Raw genomic sequence first — 21,623 nt, forward strand, 5'->3', positions numbered from 1 at the left:
GGTACAAAAAATCCGAATGCTATGAATGGAAGCGAAAGCCTTTATCTAATAGCACTCCTACCGGATGCTACAGTTACCCAGGAAGTAAATGAATTAAAGGTATTATTTGCTGAGAATTTTAATACCCGAAAAGGCCAGCACATAATTCCTCATATCACCTTACAGCCACCCTTTGGAATGACGCATGAAGCAATGAGCCAGTTGATTAATAATTTAATACAGTTTTCTGAAGAAGAACAGCCGTTACAAATTCAATTGGATGGTTTTGGTTATTTTCTGAATCCACGAAGTGATGTGATTTTTATAAAACCAGTACATAATCCTTTGTTACAAAGATTTCACAGGCATTTGATGTGCTTTCTACGAAAGAATGGATTTTCTGTTAGTGATACTTCGAAACGGTTTAATCCACATATTACAATTGCATACAGAGATCTAAAACGAGAAGAAACATTGAAAGCTTGGCCGCTTTTAGAAAACCAACCGTATTTAAGAGAGTTCGATGTTAATGAGTTTTATCTATTAAAACATAATGGGAAAACATGGCAAAAATATGCTTCATTTCCTTTAAGCAATATCAGTCTTTTAATTAATTAAAAAATGCCATTCCCATAAAGTCAGGAACAGCATTTTTCACTATTATAGAGAACAAGATTGATTATTGACTTTTCTTTTCTTCTTCAATAATATTTTTAGCCTTGTCTTTGTGTAAATAAATCTGGAAACCCACATTTAAACTTACTTGATTGGTAGTTGTAGAGCTACCAAAACCAAGAGTGAGATCATATTTTAATAAACCTTCCAAGCCAATATTTGGCGTAATGAAATAAGCAAGGCCTGGACCAAAACCTAGCCCTAAACCATTAGTATTATCTCCGGCAGCATTTACACCCTGAATACCTGCATTTGCTTCTAAAAACCAGGTGCTCCTTTTAGAGAACTCAATACTTGGGTCGTCAAAATACTTACGTCCAAAAGCGCCAACGCTCCAGGTAAAGAAGTTTTCATCATTAGCATGTGTATAATCGAAACTTACATTAGGACCAACCGCCAGATTATCCTGAATAAAGAAACCAACCATAGGAGTAATGCCAAATGTAAATGAACTGCTACCGCTTTGGAATACGCCGCCAATATTGGCCAGCTGAGCCCCAATGAGCAAATTGCCCCGTTGGGTTTGTGCTTTAACAGTAATCGTTACTGCTAATAGCAAAATCAAAAGTGTAGAGAGCTTTTTCATAAAGAATAATTTAAATAGAGTGCTTAAGTTTTTTGCAAAATTTAGATGATACCTCTAATTTAAATAAGTTTCTTTAGATAACAAAGACTAAATACTGTGTTTCAATTTCTTAAATAAAGAAAAACTCCCATTTGAAATTTTCAAATGGGAGTTTCATATTGTTCCTGACTAATTATTATTTAGAAAGATACATTGATTTTTCTTTTACAAGATGACGGAAATAAGGATCTTCCAGATCTTTGATAAAGCGAATTGCTTCACCAGTAGATTTCATTTCAGGTCCTAGTTCTTTATTCACCTCAGGGAATTTATCGAATGAGAATACCGGCTCTTTAATTGCGTAACCTTTTAACTTCTCTTCAATTGTAAAGTCCTTTAATTTATTAACTCCCAGCATCACTTTAGTTGCAATGTTGATATAAGGAACATCATATGCTTTCGCAATGAACGGAACTGTACGTGAAGCACGAGGATTTGCCTCAATTACATATACATTCTCATCTTTAATTGCGAACTGAATATTTAACAAACCTCTTACATTCAGCGCTTTTGCAAGCTTAATGGTGTACTCTTTCATCTTATTCTGAACGTTTTCAGATAAACTGAACGGAGGCAATACTGCGCTTGAATCACCAGAGTGAATACCTGCAGGCTCAATATGTTCCATCAAACCAACAATGTGCACATCTTCCCCATCACAGATTGAATCTGACTCAGATTCTTCAGCACGATCAAGGAAGTGGTCGATCAGGATTTTGTTATCCGGCATATGGCGCAATAATTTTACTACAGCGCGTTCTAATTCTTCATCATTGATTACGATCTCCATACCTTGTCCGCCTAATACATAACTAGGACGAACCAATACAGGATAGCCAACTTCACTTGCAACTTTAATTGCTTCGTCAGCAGAGTGTGCAACTCCATATCTCGGATAAGGAATATCAAGATCTTTTAACAAGTCAGAGAAACGACCGCGATCTTCAGCAACGTCCATATCAGGGAATGTAGTTCCGATGATCTTAATGTTGTTTTTATGTAACAACTCAGCCATTTTTAAGGCCGTTTGACCACCTAACTGAACAATTACACCTTCTGGCTTCTCTAAGTCGATGATCTCACGAACGTGCTCCCAGAAAACTGGTTCAAAGTATAACTTATCAGCCATGTTAAAGTCGGTAGAAACAGTTTCAGGGTTACAGTTAACCATGATTGATTCATACCCTGCTTCTTTTGCAGCCAATAAACCATGAACACAAGAATAATCGAACTCAATACCTTGTCCGATACGGTTTGGACCAGAGCCTAACACAATGATCTTTTTCTTATCAGAAGGAATTGATTCATTCTCTCCTTCGTAAGTAGAATAGTAATATGGCGTTTGCGCCGGGAACTCAGCAGCACAGGTGTCTACCATTTTGTAAACTCTGCGGATACCTAATTCTTTACGTTTATAGTAAATAGCATCTTCATCAACTCCTAACAAATACGCTAACTGTAAATCAGAGTACCCTTTTTGTTTGGCAGTGATTAACAAATCTTTTGGAAGATTCGCTAATGAATAGCGCTTGATTTCTAACTCTAAATGAACCAGATCCTGAATCTGCATCAAGAACCAACGATCTATTTTGGTTGCTTTTTGTACCGATGAAACTGGAACGCCTAACGCTAATGCATCTTTAATGTGGAACAAACGATCCCAACTTGGATGCTCAAGGCTATCCATAATCTTGTCAAGATCTTTCAGTTGTTTTCCATCAGCACCTAAACCGTTACGACTGATCTCTAATGACTGACAAGCTTTTTGAAGTGCTTCGGTAAAGCTGCGACCAATTGCCATTACCTCACCTACCGACTTCATCTGTAAGCCTAACTCTTTATTTGCACCTTTGAATTTCTGAAAATTGAAACGTGGGACTTTAACGATCACATAGTCAAGTGATGGTTCAAAGTATGCAGAAGTAGTTTTTGTAATTTGATTTTCGATCTCATCCAAATTGTAACCAATTGCCAATTTAGCGGCAATTTTAGCAATTGGATAACCAGTTGCTTTAGAAGCTAATGCCGATGAACGAGATACACGAGGGTTAATTTCAATCGCGATGATCGACTCATCGTCAGGACTTACTGAGAACTGTACGTTACAGCCACCAGCGAACGTTCCGATAGCACGCATCATTTTGATTGCCTGGTTACGCATATCCTGGTAGCAACGGTCTGACAGTGTCATTGCCGGAGCAACAGTAATTGAGTCTCCGGTATGGATACCCATTGGGTCGAAGTTTTCGATCGAACAGATAATGATCACGTTATCATTGCTGTCGCGAAGTAACTCTAATTCGTATTCTTTCCAGCCTATTACCGCTTTCTCTACCAACACTTCATGAGTTGGAGAAGCTTGTAAACCACGATTTAACGCTGAGTCAAAATCCTCTTTTTTATGGACGAAACCACCACCTGAACCACCAAGCGTATAAGAAGGACGTATTACTAGTGGAAAACCGATTTCCTGAGCTGCCTCTTTACCTTCAAGGAAAGAGTTAGCAATTTTTGAAGGGGCTACTCCCACTCCAATATCAATCATTAATTGGCGGAACTCTTCACGGTTTTCTGTTTTCTCGATTGCGGCAACATCCACACCGATAACTTTAACACCGTATTTAGCCCAAATTCCACGTTCTTCAGCCTCTTTTGCAAGGTTAAGCGCGGTTTGTCCACCCATGGTAGGTAACACAGCGTCAATTTTTTGTTCTTGCAAAATCTGTTCGATACTCTCACAATTAAGCGGCAGCAGGTACACATGATCAGCAATAACCTTATCGGTCATAATGGTAGCCGGATTCGAATTAATAATCGAAACCGAAATACCTTCTTCTTTTAACGATAAAGCTGCTTGAGAGCCTGAATAATCGAATTCACATGCCTGGCCGATAATAATTGGGCCAGAACCGATGATGAGGACTGATTTGATACTTTCGTTTCTTGGCATTCTATGAAGGGAGTCTAAAAATTGTGCAAAGGTATCATTTTTGAAATTAATTTAAGGATTTATTTTCGTTTTTTGGATAGTTGGATATAAGTTCATAAAAAGATATTAAATATAGTTCTTATAATTTAAAGGATTAATCCGCAATCATAAAGATTTTAGCCCCATACTGTAATTAAGTATATTCGGGTACATTCGGTAAATATTTCGATTTTGCTGAATAGTGTGCAACTATTACCAACTTGAATGACAGTTGATTTTTTATACGAATTCATCTCAAAAAACAAGTACGCAGTTTTATCGACTGTAACAGTTGATGGTTTGCCTGAATCAGCAGTGGTTGGCATTGCTATTACAACAGACCTCAGAATTATTTTCGACACATTAAGTACATCCAGAAAATATCAGAATTTGATCAATAACCCTTCAATTGCATTTGTAATTGGTTGGGACGGTGAGCAGACGATTCAATATGAGGGTACTGCCAAAATTCCTGACGAAAAAGAACTTGAAGAACTACTTCAAATTTATTTTAACGTTTTCCCTGACGGCAAGGACCGGAAGGAAAACTGGAAAGATATCGCCTATTTTTCCGTTTCACCTAGATGGATTCGTTATTCAGATTTTAATGTTCCGGTTACGATTGAAGAGATTAGATTTTGAAAACTGGGTAAGATTGGAAGGATGTCACTCTTTCTTAGATTTAATTTATCACCAATACTATTACAATGAGATTAATAAATGGTAGAGTTTTTGGGCATGCAAGAAACACCAAAAAATGAGAGAGCCGTCCCGGTTTAACCGGGACGACTCTACTCGCCTGGAATAAATATAGCTGGGATTTTTATTGGGCCAATTTAATTTCGCCAACGTTTACAACTTTATTTTCAGGTACTGAAACATCAAATTGTACGTCTTTTAGTGGCTCTACCGCATCTACAACAACTTTGTAGTTGCCTGCTTTAATGTTACTGAACTCAAATGCACCAGCAGATACAGCAGATTTTAATGTATCTGTACCAGCAATTGCCCAAACCTGACTTGCACCTTCTGCTGGAACTACCGTACCTTTAATACCTGAGTTTTCAGCTGCGGTGAACGCGAAAAGTCCCGCTGACAATCCCGTCAACGCAACTAAACCTAACATTACTTTTTTCATACTGTTTTGATTTTTTAGGTTCTACAATAATTTATTAGTCAGGTAAAAGTTTTTCTATCTATAGTTCAGTTTTTTGAATTAACAAACATTGCCATTTCCAATTGTAACCCAAATGATGTGCCGATAACAGTTTAATACCTGAAACCATACAAAAACCTTACTCAATAGCTTTCTAAGCAGTTTTTGAATTGTAACCGAACTGTTGCAATTGTGGAAAAGCTTGCAGAGCATGGATATTTTATTCCCGATTTCTATATAACTGTTACACAGCAATCTTCTGAGAAATTCGGTACTTTGTTACTTTTAAAGTATAAAAACTAACCCTGATGAATATCAACAAAAGCAAATTATTACTAATCAGTGGGCTTGCTATTGCTACAATCTCCTGTAACAAGCAAAATGCTTCACAAAAAAAAGATTTTGTTAAAGAAAATATTGACACAACAGCCAAACCAGGTGTTGACTTCTTTCAATACGCTAACGGAGGCTGGACCAAATTAAACCCGATCCCTTCGGCTTATAGCCGTTGGGGAATTGGCAACCTGGTAAATGATGAGATTTATGATAAACTCAGAAAGATCAACGAAGATGCTGCAAAAGCAAAAGAAGCTGAAGGTAGTAATAGCCAAAAGATCGGAGATTTCTGGCACACAGGAATGGATACTGTCGGCATTGAGAAACAAGGCATTCAACCAATAAAAGCTGATATTGATCGTATTGCTGCGATTAAAGATATTAACGGAGTATTAAACGAGATTGCTTACCAGCATACATTAGGTGATAGTCCGTTATTCTCGATGTATGTATACCAGGATACTAAAAATAGTGAGGTAATGGCTCTTTATTTAAATCAAGGCGGTATAGGCTTACCAGACCGGGATTATTATTTCAATAAAGACGGACGTACAGCGGCAATCCGCCAGGATTACCAACAGAAGCATTTGGTCAACATGTTCAAACTTTCAGGATTTGATGAATCAACCGCAAACAAAGCTGCTGAAAATACCTACAAAATTGAAGAATCGCTGGCAAAAGCATCCCGTAAACTTGAAGATCTTCGTGATCCTTATAAAAACTATAACAAATTATCAGTTAGCGATCTAAACAAGTTAACGCCGTCAATCAACTGGAATGACCTGTTAACCAAAATGAAGATTAAGAAAATCGATTCTGTGATAGTTGGCCAACCTGAATTCTTTAAGCAAATTGAAGTAAGCTTAAAATCTATTCCTGTTGATAGTTGGAAAGAATACCTACGCTGGAACATGGTAAGCTCAAGCGCATCTTACCTTCACAAAGCATTGGATGATGAAAACTTCCGTTTCTATGGAACGGTTCTTACGGGTAAAAAAGAACAGCGTCCACGCTGGAAACGTGTGTTGAGTTCTGAAGAAGCTGTTATGGGCGAAGTACTAGGACAGCTTTACGTGAAAGAATATTACTCTGAAAAAACCAAGAAACGTTACGAAGATTTGGTTGAAGCTATTCGCGATGCTTACAAAGAGCGTATTAAAAAACTGGATTGGATGAGCGAACCAACCAAGCAGAAAGCCTTAGCTAAACTTGCGAGTATGACCAAAAAAGTTGGATATCCGGATAAATGGAAAGACCTTTCAAGCTTAAATATTGATCGTTCATCATACCTTGCCAACATAAAACGCGGTAGTGAGTTTTGGTATAAATACAACGTAGATAAATTAGGAAAGCCGGTTGACCGTAATGAATGGGAAATGACGCCTCAAACTTACAATGCTTATTACAACCCATCTAACAACGAAATCGTATTACCTGCAGCAATTTTCCTGGTACCGGGCTGGAATGATGAAAATATTGATGACGCAGTTGTTTATGGCTATGCCGCTGCATCAACTATCGGACATGAAATTACCCATGGATTTGACGATCAGGGTAGCCAGTTTGATGAAAAAGGTAACTTAAAAAAATGGTGGACTCCTGAAGATGAGACTAAATTTAAAGAACGTTGCCAAATGATCATCAAGCAGTTTAATGATTACAAGGTCTTAGATAGCTTACATGTAAACGGGGATGCTACTCAAGGTGAAAACATTGCCGACTTAGGTGGTATTTTACTTGGCTGGGACGCCTTCGTAAAAACTGAACAGTATAAGAAAGGTAAAAAAATCAACGGACTTACCCCGGCTCAACGATATTTCTTAGGCTATGCAATGGGTTGGTTAGGTCATCAACGTGATGAAAACCTTGCCAATCAAATCATGACCGATGTTCATGCGCCAGCTAATCTTCGCGTTAATGGACCATTTGCTAACATCCCGGCATTTTACGAAGCTTTCGGTATTAAACAAGGCGATGCCATGTGGAGACCAGATAGCTTAAGAGTGAAAATCTGGTAACTAATTTTACCGCAAAGACGCGAAGACGCAAAGTTGTTAATTATCTTTGCGACTCCGCGTCTTTGCGGTTTATATTAATGAATCAATCTTCCATCCTAAAAATTGCCATTATTGGCCCTGAGTCTACGGGAAAATCAACAATGGCTCAATACCTTGCTGAATATTACAACACTGTTTGGGTTCCTGAATATGCTCGTGAGTATTGTGAAGGCTTAGATCGTGATTGCACGCTGGAAGATGAAATCAATATGTTTTATGGACAGTTGGCATTAGAAGAGAAATTATTGCCTGAAGCAAACAAACTATTAATTTGCGATGTAACCGTAATGACTGTTAAAGTTTGGTGTGAAGAAGTATTTGGTTCAGCACCGGATTTTGTAACTGAAGAAATCAAGAATCGTCATTATGACCATTACCTGCTAATGTATATTGATAATCCATGGGAAGACGATCCTCAGCGTAATTTTCCTCATAAACGAGAATACTTCTTTGATATTTACAAACAAGAGCTCGAAACCCTAAATGCTTCTTATACCATCATAACCGGGCTTGGACAAGAGCGTTTTGACAATGGCATAGCCGCTGTGGAAAAGGTTTTAGGCACACAAAGAAACTAAGCTTAAGCAACAATTAATATTCATTTAAACTATGTGTCCTTGAGGCTTTGCGAGCCCTTTTTAACTTCCAAATTCACAGTTTTCTCAAATTCTCAAATTTTAACCTACCTTTGTCTTATTCTTAAGGGGTGCCTTAAAGAGTAATAAGTTCTAAGTTTCGAGTTTTAAGCGCTGACCGCATGTTCAGCTTCTTATAACCTTTAACTTCAAACCTGATACTCTAAAATACAGGCTGAGATTATACCCATCAATGTTAAAACGTCTCAACAGTTGACACATTGAGCACCTGATCCGGATAATGCCGGCGTAGGGAGGTAAAAGTTAAATTTAGCGGGAGTACACCCTTTGCTTTCGCATTGTTTAACAACATATCAAATACAAAAAATGAAAAAAGTTTTACTTATGGCCTATTTAGCCATGGTAACTCCTTTATTAGCTCTTGCACAAATGCAATTGAGCGGAAAGATTTTTGACAAACAATCTAACCAAACTTTAGCGGGAGCTACGGTGAGCATTAAAGGAACAGTGCTCGGAACTCAAACCAATTCTTCAGGAACCTTTGAATTCAACAAATTAAAATCAGGCAAGCATACGCTTTTGATTACGTTTGTCGGTTACACAGCCCTTGAACAAGAGGTAAATTTATCGTCTAACCAAACAATTGAGATCAAGCTGGATCGCAGTACTGTTATTGCCGACGAAGTAGTGGTAAGGTCAACCAGGGCAAGTGCAAATGCTGCAACTACTTTTAAGAATATCACCAAAACTGATCTTGAAAAACAAAATCTGGGACAAGACCTTCCATTCTTACTCAATCAGACCCCAGCGGTTGTCGTAACCTCTGATGCAGGAAACGGCATCGGTTACACAGGTATCCGTATTCGTGGAAGCGATGCTTCTCGCACCAATTTAACTATTAATGGTATTCCTGTAAATGATGCTGAATCACAAGGAACATTTTTAGTAAACCTTCCCGACTTTGCTTCATCGGTTGATAATATCCAAATTCAGCGTGGTGTCGGAACTTCAACAAATGGTGTAGGTGCATTTGGAGCAAGTATTAATGTGCAAACGAACACGTTAAGTGAAAAAGCCTATGCAGAAGTAGCAAGCTCAGGCGGTTCATTTGGCTCCATTAAAAACACGCTTAAAGTGGGAACTGGTTTAATGGGTAAATTTGCCTTTGATGGCCGCTTATCCATGATCAATTCAAATGGTTTTATTGACAGGGGATCATCTAACCTCCGTTCATTCTTCCTATCGGGTGGTTATTATGGAAAGAAAAGTCTGTTGAAGCTTAATGTAATTTCCGGCAAAGAGAAAACATATCAGGCATGGAATGGTATCCCTGAAGCTAAACTTTTCGGAACACAGGCAGAGTTGATGGCGCATTATGAACGCAACCCAGATACTTATCCAACTCAACAGGATTTGCTCAATTTAGTCAATTCCGATAAGCGTACCTACAATTACTTCACGTATGACAATCAGACAGATAATTATCGCCAAGATCATTATCAGGCATTTTATACGCAAGAACTGACCGACAACTTTAGCCTGAATGTAGGCTTACATTTTACGCATGGCGAAGGTTATTATGAAGAATACAAGTACAATGCATCACTTGCTGAATATGGCTTAAACAATGTAATAATTGGTGGTGAAACCATTACCAACTCAAATTTAGTCCGCCAAAAATGGCTGAATAATAATTTCTACGGAACGGTATTCTCTTTGCAATATAAACCTGTAAATGCACTTGAGCTTACTTTGGGGGGCGCATATAACCGATACGATGGTAACCATTATGGAAAAGTGATTTGGGCTCAATATGCTTCAAATAGCACTCCCGACAATCGTTATTACGACAATGACGCGACCAAAAAGGATTTCAACATTTATGGTAAAGCAACTTATGGCATTAACGAAAAGCTCCATGCTTTTGCCGACTTACAATTCCGCAATGTTAATTATTCATTCTTAGGATACGATCAGGAGTTGAACAATGTTCAGCAGGATGTAAAACTGAATTTCTTTAATCCTAAAATTGGATTTACCTATCAGCTTAACAATTCCAGCAATGCTTACATCTCGTATGCGCATACAGGTAAAGAGCCTAGCCGCGACGAATACACCCAATCGACTCCTAAAAGTCGCCCACAGGCCGAGAAACTTGATAATGTTGAATTAGGTTTCCGCAATCAAACTGCAAAACGCAACGTTGGTATAAATCTGTATTACATGAAATACAAGGATCAACTGATTCTTACCGGCCAGATTAATGATGTGGGTGAAGCGATCCGTGTAAACACACCAGATAGTTACCGCGCAGGAGCTGAACTTGATGGATCTTTAAAGTTAACGAATTTCCTTACCTGGAACTTAAATGCTGCCGTTAGCACAAACAAAGTGAAAAACTTTAAGGAATATGTCACTAATTATGATGATGCCGACGGAATGGATACGACTTCTTATAACAAAACCGATATCTCATTTTCTCCGGCAATTATAGCAGGCACTCAATTCATCGTAGCTCCAGTTAAAAATCTTCAGATTGCCCTATCAGGTAAGTTTGTCGGAAAACAATACCTGGATAATACATCAAATGATAATCGCTCGTTAAATTCATTCTTTGTGAATGATTTGTTAATTAACTATAATCTTCAATTCAAAGGAATCAAAAACCTTGGTTTCAGTTTAATGGTAAATAACTTATTCAATACTAAATATGTATCGAATGGTTATACATGGGGGTATGTTGCAGGTGGCGAAAGGGTGATAGAAAACTTTTATTTCCCTCAATCAGGAACAAATATTTTGGCAGGTATAAATCTTAAATTTTAGTGGTTTATTAAGAAGGCTGTAGAAAATCTACAGCCTTTTTTAATTAAATTCGGGCATCTATTTACACTAAATTCTTAAGTATATGTACAGAACAATTGAAGACTTTACTACTGATTGGAAGTATGAAATGCAAGCAACTGAAACTCTATTGCGCCAGCTTACAGACAAGTCATTAAATCAAAAGATTTATGATGAAGGCCGTACAATGGCCCAGTTGGTTTGGCATATTACTGCTTCAATTTCCGAAATGCTGAATAGAGCCGGTTTGGAAGCGACTGAGATTGATGGTGATGCTGATGCTCCAACTTCGGCAGATGAACTTCGGATTGCTTATTCAAATGCTTCCGATGAAGCTTTAGAGCAGGTCTCATCAAAATGGCTCAACTCTGACTTGGAAACCCCGGTAGACATGTATGGTGAGCCATGGAAAAGAGGCAAAGTGCTATCCGTACTTATTCTACACCAAACACATCACCGCGGACAGCTAACAGTACTAATGCGTCAAGCCGGATTAATCGTTACTGGCGTATATGGCCCTGCAAAAGAAGAATGGTCATCATATGGCATGTCGGCTGCTAAATAAATTTTTGTTGGGATTACACAGATTTTATTATTTGATTACACCGATTAGATTACCTGATTCATCGATTTTTTTATGATTCACTAATTTTATTACTCATTCAATGTATTCTCATGAACAATCTTTATAATCCCAACATCTAATCTGTGTAATCACAAATAATGAAAAAACACATCGAAAAATTCCATTACTTAACGCTTGACATGGAGAACTTCAGCCACTTACAACAGGCTGAAATGGCTTGTAAAGCGGGGGCTAAATGGATTCAATACAGAACAAAAAATAAAAGATCAACTGAAGCATGGATTGTGGAAGCAACTCAAATCGCGAATATTTGTGATGATTGGGGAGCAACCTTAATTGTGTGTTCAAATGTTGACGTAGTTGAAAAGGTAGATGATGCACAGGGTGTTCATATTGAGATGGCAGACATGTCGGTGGAGCAAGCTCGTGAGATATTGGGCGATGCAAAAATCATTGGCGGATCGGCACATACTTTTGAACAAATAAAAGCGGTATATCATTCCGGTGCAGATTATGTGGGTGTTGGTCCATATAAACCAACCAAAACTATTATGTATAGTGTTGATCATCTTACGTTAGATGATTACAGAAACATAATTGAACGCATGAAAGAAGAAGGCATAGACCTTCCTGTAATTGCAGCCGGAGGAATAAAACCCGAGCATGTTGATGAGCTAATGAAAACAGGTATTCACGGAGTAGCTGTTTGTTCTGCCATTAATCTTGCAGAAAACCCGGAAGCAGTCTATAAAGAGATTTACAAGAAATTATATTAATCACTGCCCCTTCATCCAAGAGGGGGCTTTATTTTTTTACATATTAACGGTAAACCAATCCACGATCTTCTGCTGAGTATCCGTCAGGTTGGTTCCAATCCAGGCATGACCTTCATCTGGATAAACTATTAGCTGATTCATTACACCTAGATCTGTAAGTCTGGTCTTCAGATTTTCGCTCTGAATGGGATAAACAATATCATCCTTTCCACCTACAAATAAAATGGTTGGAACCGATGCAGCCGTTGCCCTAAAATATGGACTGGCATTTACCCAAAGCACCTGGTCTTCATCAAAAGACTTTCCAAGAAAATAATTAATGGTAGTGATTGCAGCTGTGTTTCCGGAATTAGCCGCTTGTACAAAATCTGTCGGAGCTGATAATGCAGCTACTGCCTTCACCCGCTCATCAATATCGAAACCATAAGCATACAACAAGGCTAGATGCCCTCCGGCACTATTCCCTGTAAGTCCAATTTTATCTGAAATAACATATTCATTCCGTCTGGCCAACACCAAATCAAGCGCCGATCTTATGTCTTCCATCTGTGCCGGATGCTTATCCGAATTATCTTTTGCCAATCGATAATTCATGTTGATTACGGCAAAGCCTTTATCAACAAAATAAGTGAATAAAGAGGTATACTGACTTTTATCTTCATCACGCCAACTTCCTCCGTGTAAGAATACAATAACTTTAGTGGCAGCAGTTCTATTTGCAGGCAGGTAAACATCAAATTTCTGCTGATCAGCAGATCCATAGGCAACATCAAGAATCTGTTTGGCCTCAAGATCACTAACAGGAGGAACTAAATTTTTCTTACAAGCAGAAAAAAGGAGCAGCAGACAAACACCGATGGAGAGCGCGTATTTAGTCATGATCGTTAAAAAATTAATAGTTGATGTTACTGCTTTTCACATCAACTATTTAAAGATAAAAAATATTGCTCATCTAATTATTCCTTTATTCATACATGCTAATTGACGTACATATTCATCCATTTAATTACATTTTCACGTGTATCGGCCAAATCAGCACCCAACCAAACATGTCCGGCGTCGTATTCAATAAACTTGGAAGGAACCTTTAATTCCTGCAAGCGTTTTTCAAGTTTAACACTTTGATTATAGGGAACCACCCGGTCTTCAGTTCCGTGAAACAAAATAGTAGGAACAGCTAATTTAGTCGCCATCCAATAAGGACTTGCCTGAATCCATAAAATCGAATCCTGTTTAAATTTCTTCCCTAAAAAATTAATAATTGGATTAAGATAATCAGATCGATCGGTCCTCCCTGCCTCTGCCAGATCGGAAACAGGTGCTAAAGCGGCAACGGCTTTAACCCGTCCGGAAGTGTTAAAGTGATAACTGTACAATAAAGCCAGGTGACCACCTGCGCTGTGCCCCGCGAGCCCTATTGTTTTCATATCGATACTAAGGTCGCTTGCTTTACTAACAAGAAAGTTAATGGCCGCAGTAATATCATCCATCTGCGCAGGAAACTTGTTTTTATTCTTCTCCGCGAGTCGATAATTCATATTGACAATTGTTATGCCTCGTTCGGCAAAAGATCGTAATGCGGAGTTATATTCTGATTTATCACCACGTTTCCATGAGCCTCCGTGCAAAAAGATCAGTACCTTCGTATGTTCATTTCTTTCTTTGGGCATCAGAATATCTAAACGCTGTTCGGGATCACTGCCGTAAGCAATATCTTCGATTACCTGTAATGGCATTTCGGAGGTAGCTTTGGACCTGCCGATACGGCTACAGGATGCAAAAACTGTTAGTACGAGTAGCAGTGAGGAGAGATGTAGAATTGCTTTCATATAGGAAGGATTTGGTATAAATAAATTACAAAAAATAAACCATATTTAGCTGATTTTCAGCGAGATTTATCAGTTAAAAAGGCCAAATAATCGATTAAAAAACGGCTATTTTGAGCTTAAAACCCAAATAGAATTTTGAATATATGTCGTCGCATCACATCGTGAGAGAAAAGCAAGAACCGGCTCTTATAATTATGTCTTACAATGACTTTAATGATGAGTATTTAGGACAACTTTTGGAATGGAGTCCTACTGTCTTTGTGTTTGAAAATGAATGGGACCTGATAACATCCAAAGGAATAAAGATAGATGCAATGTTTGCTCCTTCAGACAACATTAATGAAGAACTTCAGGAATTTACCCGCGTAATTCCACTACAATCTTATTCGATAAAAGGAGCCATCGATCACTTAATTTCAGAAAGTTTTCCTTCTGTAAACATTATTGGATCTCCGGATCTGCTTCAGGAAATTATAGAGCGTGTACATGCAATTGATATCGTACTATTCTACGAAACTCATAAATATTTCCCTGTAAAGGAAATTTTAGAGAAATGGTATGCTAAGGGAGAAGAATTGTCCGTTATCAATCTGGTTTCTTCAAATCAATACTCAGTAGAAGGATTAACTACTGTGAACGATAACTTGTTTGTAACTTCTGAAAATGGAATGGTAAAATTTAAAACCACTAATCCGTCCATTTTTGTGGTTGAAGAACTGAAATAAATCGTAATTAAACACCTTTAAATAAAATGTACACCTATAAAACTGCTTTACCTCAAGACATCGCAACCATTGTTTCTCTGGCCGACAGAACATGGAAGCAAACTTACCGTGGCGTTATTTCTGATGAACAAATTGAATATATGTATGGACAAATGTATACGCCGGAAGCACTGTTGGGGCAACAACAAAATGGGCATACATTTATTATAGCCTTGGAAAACGATGAACCGATGGGATTTGCCTCTTTCTCTACTACTGAACCTTCCGTTTATAAAATTCATAAGCTATATGTACTTCCTGAAACACAAGGAAAAGGTTGTGGCAGGTACTTGGTTGATGTTGTTGCTGAAGAAGTAAAAAAACTAAATGCCACTATTCTTGAACTCAATGTAAATCGTTTCAACAAGGCCAAACACTTTTACGATAAAATAGGATTCATCATTTACAAAGAAGTAGATATTCCTTATGGCGATTTTGTGTTGAATGATTATGTAATGCGAAGGGAGCTCTAGGGTTGAAACCGCCAAGACGCAAAGACGCTAAGTATCTTTGCGCCATAGCGTCTTTGCGGTTTACTGTTCTTTCTTTTTTCCTTTTCCGAGGTCAATATTTAGCTTCACAGCCACACCGGCTGTTTTCAGCTTAACCCTTGAATATCCCACTCCATCCAAAGGAATTTTAACAAATGGTTGAATTCCGATACTCATAGTCGAGTTGATTTTCCGTTGGTATTCAACTGATGCATTTACAACCCCCAACCAATGCTTATTTTCATTGTTTACCTCATACTTCTCCGGATAAGACGGATTAGAGTAGCTGTAATTAAAGTAATAATCTTCCTTTAACATCATATAGGAAGATAAACCCGTACTCAATTTTACCGTATTCTGTTTCTTGCTAAATAATTGGTAGTTAATGTTAAGCGGAATATCTAATACCCGGCAATCCGCATCAATCGATGTAGGACTGTAAGATACCGGAGGGGGATTAACCGGATTATAGTTTTCGTAACCTGTTGAGTAAACTTTTTTCGCATAGATAACACCAGTTGTCACACTCCATTTTTTCGATAAACCTATTGTTAACGCCATTCCAAGATCGCCACCCCAGTCGCCGCCCTTCAATGTGTTTACTCCATTTAGAGCAGGGGCAGCCCCCACACTAAAGGTTAGTTTACCCAAGTATGGATTTCTTTTTTGATTAGCATTAACCTGAGCTATCGAACGGCTTAAATTACCGGTTAGCTTTGCTGTATCAATTAATGGCATACCAGCAACCTTACGCTGCGATACCCCTCCATTGTTGATGGGACTTAACACAGTCGGATTATCAGATTTTGAAAAAACATTATCAGCTAATGGAAAGCCCTGTATTTTATTAGGTGTGCTCTTAGCTACTTCGATCTGATTTTGAGCCGGAATGGCATCCTGCTGAACAACCTTTATGTCCTCTTTATGGTCAAATTTATCTTTTCTACCTTGTTGAATGATGCTATTCTTTTGTTCAGGAGAAACCTTTTTTGTGATATCCTGCGCAGGTTTTGTAAGCGATGACGATTCAAATTGCATCCACACAAATACCAATGCCAAAATAGCAGCAATGCCACCTGCAGTTGCAAGCCACATTACCGGAATTCTGTTTTTCTTTTTATCTAAACGACGTTCAAGCTTATCCCAATCACTTTCATTAAAAGCAATACGATCTTCTGCGCTCCCAAGCCCCTCCTTAAAAAGTTCATCTAAATTTTTAAACTCTTTCATTATTGCTACTCTTTATTCCATTGATTGATTGATAGTCACAGTTAGTACCGTTTGTGAATCAACTCTATCCAGGCCGTGGGGAAAGTCGACAAGCATTTGTTGTAGCTTCTGCCTGGCTTTAAACAGATTTGACTTTGAAGTTCCGGATGAAATATTGAGCATTTCAGCAATTTCATCATGAGTGTAACCATCAATGGCAAACAAGTTAAAAACTGTCCGATAAGCTGCCGGCAATCGTTGAATAATTGCAAGCAGGTCCTCGTAAGCCAATTTATCTTCAATCTCAGCTTTTATTTCTATTGTTTCGGCTCCATCTAATTCGTCAGTTAATGTTGACTTTATGTTCGATCTATAATAGTCAACGGAAACATTGTGCATAATCTTGCTTAGCCAAGCTTTAAAAGGACGTTGCTGATCATACTTTTCCATATGCGTATAGATCTTAAAAAAACCTTCATTAACAACCTCTGCCGCATCATACCGATTATTAGCGTAGCGTAAACAAATGCTCATAGCAAAGCCATAAAATGCCTGATACAGCATTTTCTGACTTTGGCGGTCATTATTAATACAGCCCCTGATCAACAGTTGTAGTTGCTCTTCTGTCATTAATTAAAATAGAGCTATAAACGCTTTATACTTTCCCTTTTCTCTCTAATACACTTATCATCAACCTACCTTTGTTTATTCTCTTTATGCGACAGTGTAAAAACTCTGGATATATTAAAGCCCCAGCGAAACTCTCCTTTTGTCCATGAAGTACTTGTACTTGGAATAAATTGTGTATCCAGTAAGGCCGTTGAGTTGGTGAAACTCAGATTAAACACATGCCCTCCTGTTTCTATTTCCAACGCAATACCTAAAGGATGATAAAAATTAAACTCTTGTACATCTCTAAAATAATCTTTGCTTGCTGAAGTTCTGAACGGAAGAAAATAATCAACCACTAAGGCCATTCTTTTCGAAAACTTTAATCGTCCTCCTGCTCCCAAAGCAAACATATCACCCATATCCATAAAAGTCACATAATTGCGGTGTATATAGGTAGGAAGTAATGCAAAGGAAAAGTTGCGACTAAACTTTCGAGTCAAAATCGTCTGCAAAGTAAAACTCATCCTATCACCAAAATTCTGAAAATCAGCATCTGATGTTTCCAAGTCAAGAGATTCCATTCCACTGATTACCGTATTTCCGTATAATGTTACTGAAAGTGGCATTTTATCATCTGTTGTTTGTTGTAACAATTTATACTTCAAACTCAAGTAATACAACTCTTTCTGATAAGTATTTACGCCATTAGGAGCACCTTTTGCCCTTCCCCCTCCTATCATCAACCGATCGGTAATTCCATACTTAAGCGAAATCAAAATATCAGTTGAATTGTCAAGTCCATAGAAATTATGTGAACCTCCATTTTCACCTGCAATATCTCCGAATCGGTGTGCAATATCTACCAGCAAATCGTTCTTGTGTAGTGTTTCGTTTGATTGAGCATTGATGATCAGCCCTGACTTAAAAGTGGAGGTAACAGGAAAGCGTTCTACCGCAACTGCAGAATCTGGTGATGTTTTTATGGAATCCGTTTGTGCCATAACAATGGAGGTATAAACACACCCAAGGATAAGTAAATATACGGCTTTCATTTTATTGGTCTGAATCTTAAATTGTTCTTAAATCTTCTTATTAGCATCGGCATAAACTACTGAAACAGACACATCCACCACCTCTGCAATGTTTTTGATAAGTAAGGTTGGAATCTTTATTTTGTGATCTACCAACTTTACTTTAAAACTAGAAGATGCACTTACCCGCCCCTCCTTTACCTTTATGTCGGCTTTTGTGGTATAACTCTGGGAAACATTATGAAGTAAGAGATCCCCTTTTACAGTAACCTGATAATCTCCGTCTTTCGAGAGGTCTATTTCATCCACAATTTTACCTTTATATTCAGCATAAGGATATCGGTCGCTTTCAATGTAATTTTCATTAAAATGCTCTTCCATTAATCCTTTCCTAAACTTAAAGGTTCGCATATCTACTTTGAAATATACCGTTTTCGCCTGCATATCCATTATTGAATATCCATTCTTGCTACTTGCTTTAATGTCTTCAATAGGTGCGGAAGAATAAAAGCTCAACTCCGCATTGCGAGATACTAACTGAGTTTGAGCTTTTAGTTCTACCGCTGCCAAACTTAAAACACCTACTATAAGCAAAATCTTTTTCATGAACCAAGTCATTAATACATTAATTTTCAGGGGCACAATTCTTCACCCATATATTTAATGAATCACGAACAGCTTTAGGTAATCGAACTCCTCCTTGTGGCATATCCGCATTATCGGATATTACTCTTAAAGGGAACTGATCAGCGTATGGTTTCACCCCGGCATAGGTTGTAAAATTACCTGTACCTAAGGAATTTCCACCTTTATGACAGCTTTGAGTACAGTTAAGTGTGATAATATTTTTCACATACCCATTGTATGTAACTTGCTTATCAGGGAATTGGGGAGTACATCCGGTGGGAGGATTACCCGAGGGCTCTTCTGGTGCCGTCTTTGAACATCCCCAACTACAAAAAGCTAGTATGATCATCAAGAAAACGGTGTTCTTCATCATAATTGTTGAATTTTAATTAGTATCCAGGTGATGGAGATGGGTTAGAACCACCGGTTTTGGTCAGTGTAGCTATTACTTCTCCTCCTGGAAAGTTCACTGTGTGAATTTGAACGTAAATCTTTCCACCTCCTAAATCTGTAACCTGACCAGCTGTCAATGTGGTTTTTCCTGAAAAACTGCCACTTACAGTTGTTGGAAAACCTTCGATATGAACGATAATTGGTCCGTTATCATGGAAATGCATATCACCAACAGCACTGGTCAGATTGTTCCATGAAATAGAGTATGAAAGTTCATTATTAGAAGTGTTAAGTTCTGCTGAAACTGCACCAGTTGCAGTAGTTGTAACTGTATTGTTTGATTTAGCAAAAGTTCCGGAATAAAGAACTTTTGTATTGCCTGGCGAAGGATTATCATCATTACTACTTGAACAAGATGAAAATCCGATAAAAAATGCAAGTACGATTAAGGTAAGCGCACTGCTTGCCTTTGTAATCAAGTTAGGAGTTTGTTTCATTGCCATAAAGCATTAATGTTAATCATTTACTCTTACGTAAGAATTGTTTTAGCGCTTTATAGGGATTACGGAGAGAAAAACGAAATGGTTGCCTAGACAAGAAATAAATTTTACTTAAATGAAAGAGGCCGGATTCCTTTATATGGAAATCCGGCCTCTTCTATTCATTAACTATTTTCTTTAATGACCGCTGTTTTGTGCCCTTTTAATATTACGCGGACTGCTAGGATCATCTTTGTAATTTGAGATTTTTGAAGGGGTAAACACACCTTTTATTAAATCATCCGAAACAAATGCTACAGCTTTAATGATTTCTACCATGTTTTCAAGCTCGATCGTATTCATGTCATCTCTAACCGAATTAAAATAACGATCAATATCTATCTGAATGGTTGAAAATGTATGCGAAGGAACTCCCATCATACCCAAAGGAGTATTTGCAGCCTGATAAAACAACCCTTTATCCTTATAAGGATCGGCCTTAAACTTAAATTTTATCTGATTGGCCTTCTCCGCAAAATGTTCACCTAAATTGCTTTTATCAAATCCAGTGATAAATGTCGATCGAGGGCCGAATTTAGATTCTTTTCCGATGGCGTCCAGGTTAACTACGGCAACAACACTATTGCCATCGATATGCTTAGCAAAATATTTAGAACTTAATGAAGAAACCGTTTCAGCACCATAATTCACGAAAAGCAAGGTTCGCTCATTATCATTTTTTTCTTTAAAATATTTGGCAAGAGCAAGGACTGCCGTAACTCCCGAAGCATTTTCATCGGCTCCGTTTGCGATTGAATCACCTTTATTTACCCCAATAACTCCGAGATTGTCATAGTGCGCTGAGTAAATCACATACTCATTTTTCTTACTCTTTCCGGGTATTACACCTATCATATTGTAAAGTGGAACATACTCAATATTGGTTTTAAGATGAATATTGTATTTAGGGAGTGTTGTCTTATCTGTTAATATGAAGACATATGAACTTTTTGACAAGGTAGCACTATCTGTCTCAAAACGATCACGCCTAAACTTTGATCGGTAAGCTCCAAAGAACTGGCGCAGAGCTACATCAATCAAAATTATAGCATCATCTTTTGTTGCTTCAACTATTTTTAATCGGGAAAGGATATCGTCCTTGGGTCCAATATGTACCACTAATGGTTTTTTTGCTGAAGTATCGCTCCAGGTAAACTCAGACTTGTCTGAAACAAATATGACATTTCTACTGTCAATAACTGAATCGCCGATTTTTACGGTACCGTCTAGTGATTTCAATCTTACGGCTGATAATCCTTGTCTGTACCCTTTTACGGCCGCAACATTCCAGGTTTCAAGTCCGATTTTCTTATATTCCCCTTCAATAAAGTCGGCCGCCTTCATCGCTCCGTGGTTATATAATCCACGTCCCAACATGGAGTCGGCAGCAAGCGTTGAGATGATACGCCTCACTTCATTTTCCTGGATATTAATTTTATTAGTTATCTTTTTATAGGCAGTGTCTACTTTTTGGGCATAACTTAAATTGACTACAAAAACTGCTACAAGTACGAAAAATATACGCTTCAT

21 protein-coding genes are annotated in these 21,623 nt (G+C 38.0%); 9 read left to right on the top strand and 12 right to left on the bottom strand.

Annotation, left to right across the window (positions count from 1 at the left end; genetic code table 11):
* The first annotated feature begins 21 nt into the window (after positions 1–21).
* Positions 22–597 carry a 2'-5' RNA ligase family protein gene (locus SOLCA_RS17275; RefSeq protein WP_014681753.1) on the top strand — a complete coding sequence of 192 codons (576 nt, stop codon included), beginning with the start codon at positions 22–24 and terminating at the stop codon, positions 595–597.
* 61 nt (positions 598–658) lie between these two features.
* Here SOLCA_RS17275 and SOLCA_RS17280 read toward each other — a convergent pair whose 3' ends face one another.
* Together SOLCA_RS17280 and carB are read right to left on the bottom strand one after the other, a co-directional pair.
* A complete protein-coding gene (locus tag SOLCA_RS17280) occupies positions 659–1,240 on the bottom strand; it encodes an outer membrane beta-barrel protein (RefSeq protein ID WP_014681754.1) in 582 nt (193 codons plus the stop codon).
* 175 nt (positions 1,241–1,415) lie between these two features.
* On the bottom strand, positions 1,416–4,229 hold the full coding sequence (carB, locus tag SOLCA_RS17285; protein ID WP_014681755.1) for a carbamoyl-phosphate synthase large subunit: 2,814 nt from the start codon (positions 4,227–4,229) through the stop codon (positions 1,416–1,418).
* A 243-nt stretch (positions 4,230–4,472) separates the two neighbouring features.
* Here carB and SOLCA_RS17290 point away from each other — a divergent pair, with 243 nt between their 5' ends.
* Positions 4,473–4,889 carry a pyridoxamine 5'-phosphate oxidase family protein gene (locus tag SOLCA_RS17290; RefSeq protein WP_014681756.1) on the top strand — a complete coding sequence of 139 codons (417 nt, stop codon included), beginning with the start codon at positions 4,473–4,475 and terminating at the stop codon, positions 4,887–4,889.
* A gap of 181 nt (positions 4,890–5,070) precedes the next feature.
* Here the strand turns inward: SOLCA_RS17290 and SOLCA_RS17295 are convergent, their stop codons facing one another.
* The gene (locus tag SOLCA_RS17295; RefSeq protein WP_014681757.1) at positions 5,071–5,385 is read right to left on the bottom strand and encodes a carboxypeptidase regulatory-like domain-containing protein; all 315 of its coding nucleotides are present in this window, start codon (positions 5,383–5,385) and stop codon (positions 5,071–5,073) included.
* A gap of 326 nt (positions 5,386–5,711) precedes the next feature.
* On the opposite strand from SOLCA_RS17295, the gene SOLCA_RS17300 reads away from it, so the two are divergent.
* From SOLCA_RS17300 to thiE, 5 genes are all read left to right on the top strand, one after another.
* Positions 5,712–7,757: a M13 family metallopeptidase gene (locus SOLCA_RS17300; protein ID WP_014681758.1), complete on the top strand. Its 2,046-nt coding sequence runs from the start codon at positions 5,712–5,714 to the stop codon at positions 7,755–7,757.
* Between the two features lie 77 nt (positions 7,758–7,834).
* Complete coding sequence (locus tag SOLCA_RS17305; RefSeq protein WP_014681759.1) at positions 7,835–8,374, top strand: AAA family ATPase; 540 nt, start codon at positions 7,835–7,837, stop codon at positions 8,372–8,374.
* 384 nt (positions 8,375–8,758) lie between these two features.
* Positions 8,759–11,218, top strand: a complete 2,460-nt coding sequence (locus tag SOLCA_RS17310; RefSeq protein WP_014681760.1) for a TonB-dependent receptor — start codon at positions 8,759–8,761, stop codon at positions 11,216–11,218.
* Positions 11,219–11,300: 82 nt separating this feature from the next.
* A complete protein-coding gene (locus SOLCA_RS17315) occupies positions 11,301–11,801 on the top strand; it encodes a DinB family protein (RefSeq protein ID WP_014681761.1) in 501 nt (166 codons plus the stop codon).
* A 158-nt stretch (positions 11,802–11,959) separates the two neighbouring features.
* Complete coding sequence (thiE, locus tag SOLCA_RS17320; RefSeq protein ID WP_014681762.1) at positions 11,960–12,598, top strand: thiamine phosphate synthase; 639 nt, start codon at positions 11,960–11,962, stop codon at positions 12,596–12,598.
* A gap of 36 nt (positions 12,599–12,634) precedes the next feature.
* Here thiE and SOLCA_RS17325 read toward each other — a convergent pair whose 3' ends face one another.
* Complete coding sequence (locus SOLCA_RS17325; protein WP_014681763.1) at positions 12,635–13,477, bottom strand: alpha/beta hydrolase; 843 nt, start codon at positions 13,475–13,477, stop codon at positions 12,635–12,637.
* Between the two features lie 98 nt (positions 13,478–13,575).
* Positions 13,576–14,427 carry an alpha/beta hydrolase gene (locus tag SOLCA_RS17330; RefSeq protein WP_014681764.1) on the bottom strand — a complete coding sequence of 284 codons (852 nt, stop codon included), beginning with the start codon at positions 14,425–14,427 and terminating at the stop codon, positions 13,576–13,578.
* 143 nt (positions 14,428–14,570) lie between these two features.
* Between SOLCA_RS17330 and SOLCA_RS17335 the strand changes: the two genes are divergently transcribed.
* Together SOLCA_RS17335 and SOLCA_RS17340 are read left to right on the top strand one after the other, a co-directional pair.
* On the top strand, positions 14,571–15,152 hold the full coding sequence (locus SOLCA_RS17335; protein WP_014681765.1) for a hypothetical protein: 582 nt from the start codon (positions 14,571–14,573) through the stop codon (positions 15,150–15,152).
* Between the two features lie 26 nt (positions 15,153–15,178).
* Positions 15,179–15,664 carry a GNAT family N-acetyltransferase gene (locus SOLCA_RS17340; protein WP_014681766.1) on the top strand — a complete coding sequence of 162 codons (486 nt, stop codon included), beginning with the start codon at positions 15,179–15,181 and terminating at the stop codon, positions 15,662–15,664.
* A 60-nt stretch (positions 15,665–15,724) separates the two neighbouring features.
* Here the strand turns inward: SOLCA_RS17340 and SOLCA_RS17345 are convergent, their stop codons facing one another.
* The 7 genes from SOLCA_RS17345 to SOLCA_RS17375 all read right to left on the bottom strand — a co-directional run bounded on the left by SOLCA_RS17345 (position 15,725) and on the right by SOLCA_RS17375 (position 21,623).
* Positions 15,725–16,912, bottom strand: a complete 1,188-nt coding sequence (locus SOLCA_RS17345) for a hypothetical protein (RefSeq protein WP_014681767.1) — start codon at positions 16,910–16,912, stop codon at positions 15,725–15,727.
* Positions 16,913–16,924: 12 nt separating this feature from the next.
* A complete protein-coding gene (locus SOLCA_RS17350; protein WP_014681768.1) occupies positions 16,925–17,521 on the bottom strand; it encodes an RNA polymerase sigma factor in 597 nt (198 codons plus the stop codon).
* 65 nt (positions 17,522–17,586) lie between these two features.
* A complete protein-coding gene (locus SOLCA_RS17355; RefSeq protein ID WP_014681769.1) occupies positions 17,587–18,555 on the bottom strand; it encodes a DUF5777 family beta-barrel protein in 969 nt (322 codons plus the stop codon).
* A 27-nt stretch (positions 18,556–18,582) separates the two neighbouring features.
* On the bottom strand, positions 18,583–19,140 hold the full coding sequence (locus SOLCA_RS17360) for a YceI family protein (protein ID WP_014681770.1): 558 nt from the start codon (positions 19,138–19,140) through the stop codon (positions 18,583–18,585).
* Between the two features lie 19 nt (positions 19,141–19,159).
* The gene (locus SOLCA_RS17365) at positions 19,160–19,534 is read right to left on the bottom strand and encodes a hypothetical protein (protein ID WP_014681771.1); all 375 of its coding nucleotides are present in this window, start codon (positions 19,532–19,534) and stop codon (positions 19,160–19,162) included.
* Positions 19,535–19,550: 16 nt separating this feature from the next.
* A complete protein-coding gene (locus SOLCA_RS22515; RefSeq protein WP_052308617.1) occupies positions 19,551–20,051 on the bottom strand; it encodes a CHRD domain-containing protein in 501 nt (166 codons plus the stop codon).
* A gap of 180 nt (positions 20,052–20,231) precedes the next feature.
* On the bottom strand, positions 20,232–21,623 hold the full coding sequence (locus SOLCA_RS17375) for a M28 family peptidase (RefSeq protein ID WP_014681773.1): 1,392 nt from the start codon (positions 21,621–21,623) through the stop codon (positions 20,232–20,234).

It is taken from the genome of Solitalea canadensis DSM 3403, from assembly GCF_000242635.2.
GTDB lineage: Bacteria > Bacteroidota > Bacteroidia > Sphingobacteriales > Sphingobacteriaceae > Solitalea > Solitalea canadensis.

Bases quoted from the DNA above. Each gene is read 5' to 3' on its own strand.
- SOLCA_RS17275 (WP_014681753.1), top strand. From the start codon at position 22: ATGAATGGAAGCGAAAGCCTTTATCTAATAGCACTCCTACCGGATGCT.
- SOLCA_RS17280 (WP_014681754.1), bottom strand. From the start codon at position 1,240: ATGAAAAAGCTCTCTACACTTTTGATTTTGCTATTAGCAGTAACGATT.
- carB (WP_014681755.1), bottom strand. From the start codon at position 4,229: ATGCCAAGAAACGAAAGTATCAAATCAGTCCTCATCATCGGTTCTGGC.
- SOLCA_RS17290 (WP_014681756.1), top strand. From the start codon at position 4,473: ATGACAGTTGATTTTTTATACGAATTCATCTCAAAAAACAAGTACGCA.
- SOLCA_RS17295 (WP_014681757.1), bottom strand. From the start codon at position 5,385: ATGAAAAAAGTAATGTTAGGTTTAGTTGCGTTGACGGGATTGTCAGCG.
- SOLCA_RS17300 (WP_014681758.1), top strand. From the start codon at position 5,712: ATGAATATCAACAAAAGCAAATTATTACTAATCAGTGGGCTTGCTATT.
- SOLCA_RS17305 (WP_014681759.1), top strand. From the start codon at position 7,835: ATGAATCAATCTTCCATCCTAAAAATTGCCATTATTGGCCCTGAGTCT.
- SOLCA_RS17310 (WP_014681760.1), top strand. From the start codon at position 8,759: ATGAAAAAAGTTTTACTTATGGCCTATTTAGCCATGGTAACTCCTTTA.
- SOLCA_RS17315 (WP_014681761.1), top strand. From the start codon at position 11,301: ATGTACAGAACAATTGAAGACTTTACTACTGATTGGAAGTATGAAATG.
- thiE (WP_014681762.1), top strand. From the start codon at position 11,960: ATGAAAAAACACATCGAAAAATTCCATTACTTAACGCTTGACATGGAG.
- SOLCA_RS17325 (WP_014681763.1), bottom strand. From the start codon at position 13,477: ATGACTAAATACGCGCTCTCCATCGGTGTTTGTCTGCTGCTCCTTTTT.
- SOLCA_RS17330 (WP_014681764.1), bottom strand. From the start codon at position 14,427: ATGAAAGCAATTCTACATCTCTCCTCACTGCTACTCGTACTAACAGTT.
- SOLCA_RS17335 (WP_014681765.1), top strand. From the start codon at position 14,571: ATGTCGTCGCATCACATCGTGAGAGAAAAGCAAGAACCGGCTCTTATA.
- SOLCA_RS17340 (WP_014681766.1), top strand. From the start codon at position 15,179: ATGTACACCTATAAAACTGCTTTACCTCAAGACATCGCAACCATTGTT.
- SOLCA_RS17345 (WP_014681767.1), bottom strand. From the start codon at position 16,912: ATGAAAGAGTTTAAAAATTTAGATGAACTTTTTAAGGAGGGGCTTGGG.
- SOLCA_RS17350 (WP_014681768.1), bottom strand. From the start codon at position 17,521: ATGACAGAAGAGCAACTACAACTGTTGATCAGGGGCTGTATTAATAAT.
- SOLCA_RS17355 (WP_014681769.1), bottom strand. From the start codon at position 18,555: ATGAAAGCCGTATATTTACTTATCCTTGGGTGTGTTTATACCTCCATT.
- SOLCA_RS17360 (WP_014681770.1), bottom strand. From the start codon at position 19,140: ATGAAAAAGATTTTGCTTATAGTAGGTGTTTTAAGTTTGGCAGCGGTA.
- SOLCA_RS17365 (WP_014681771.1), bottom strand. From the start codon at position 19,534: ATGATGAAGAACACCGTTTTCTTGATGATCATACTAGCTTTTTGTAGT.
- SOLCA_RS22515 (WP_052308617.1), bottom strand. From the start codon at position 20,051: ATGAAACAAACTCCTAACTTGATTACAAAGGCAAGCAGTGCGCTTACC.
- SOLCA_RS17375 (WP_014681773.1), bottom strand. From the start codon at position 21,623: ATGAAGCGTATATTTTTCGTACTTGTAGCAGTTTTTGTAGTCAATTTA.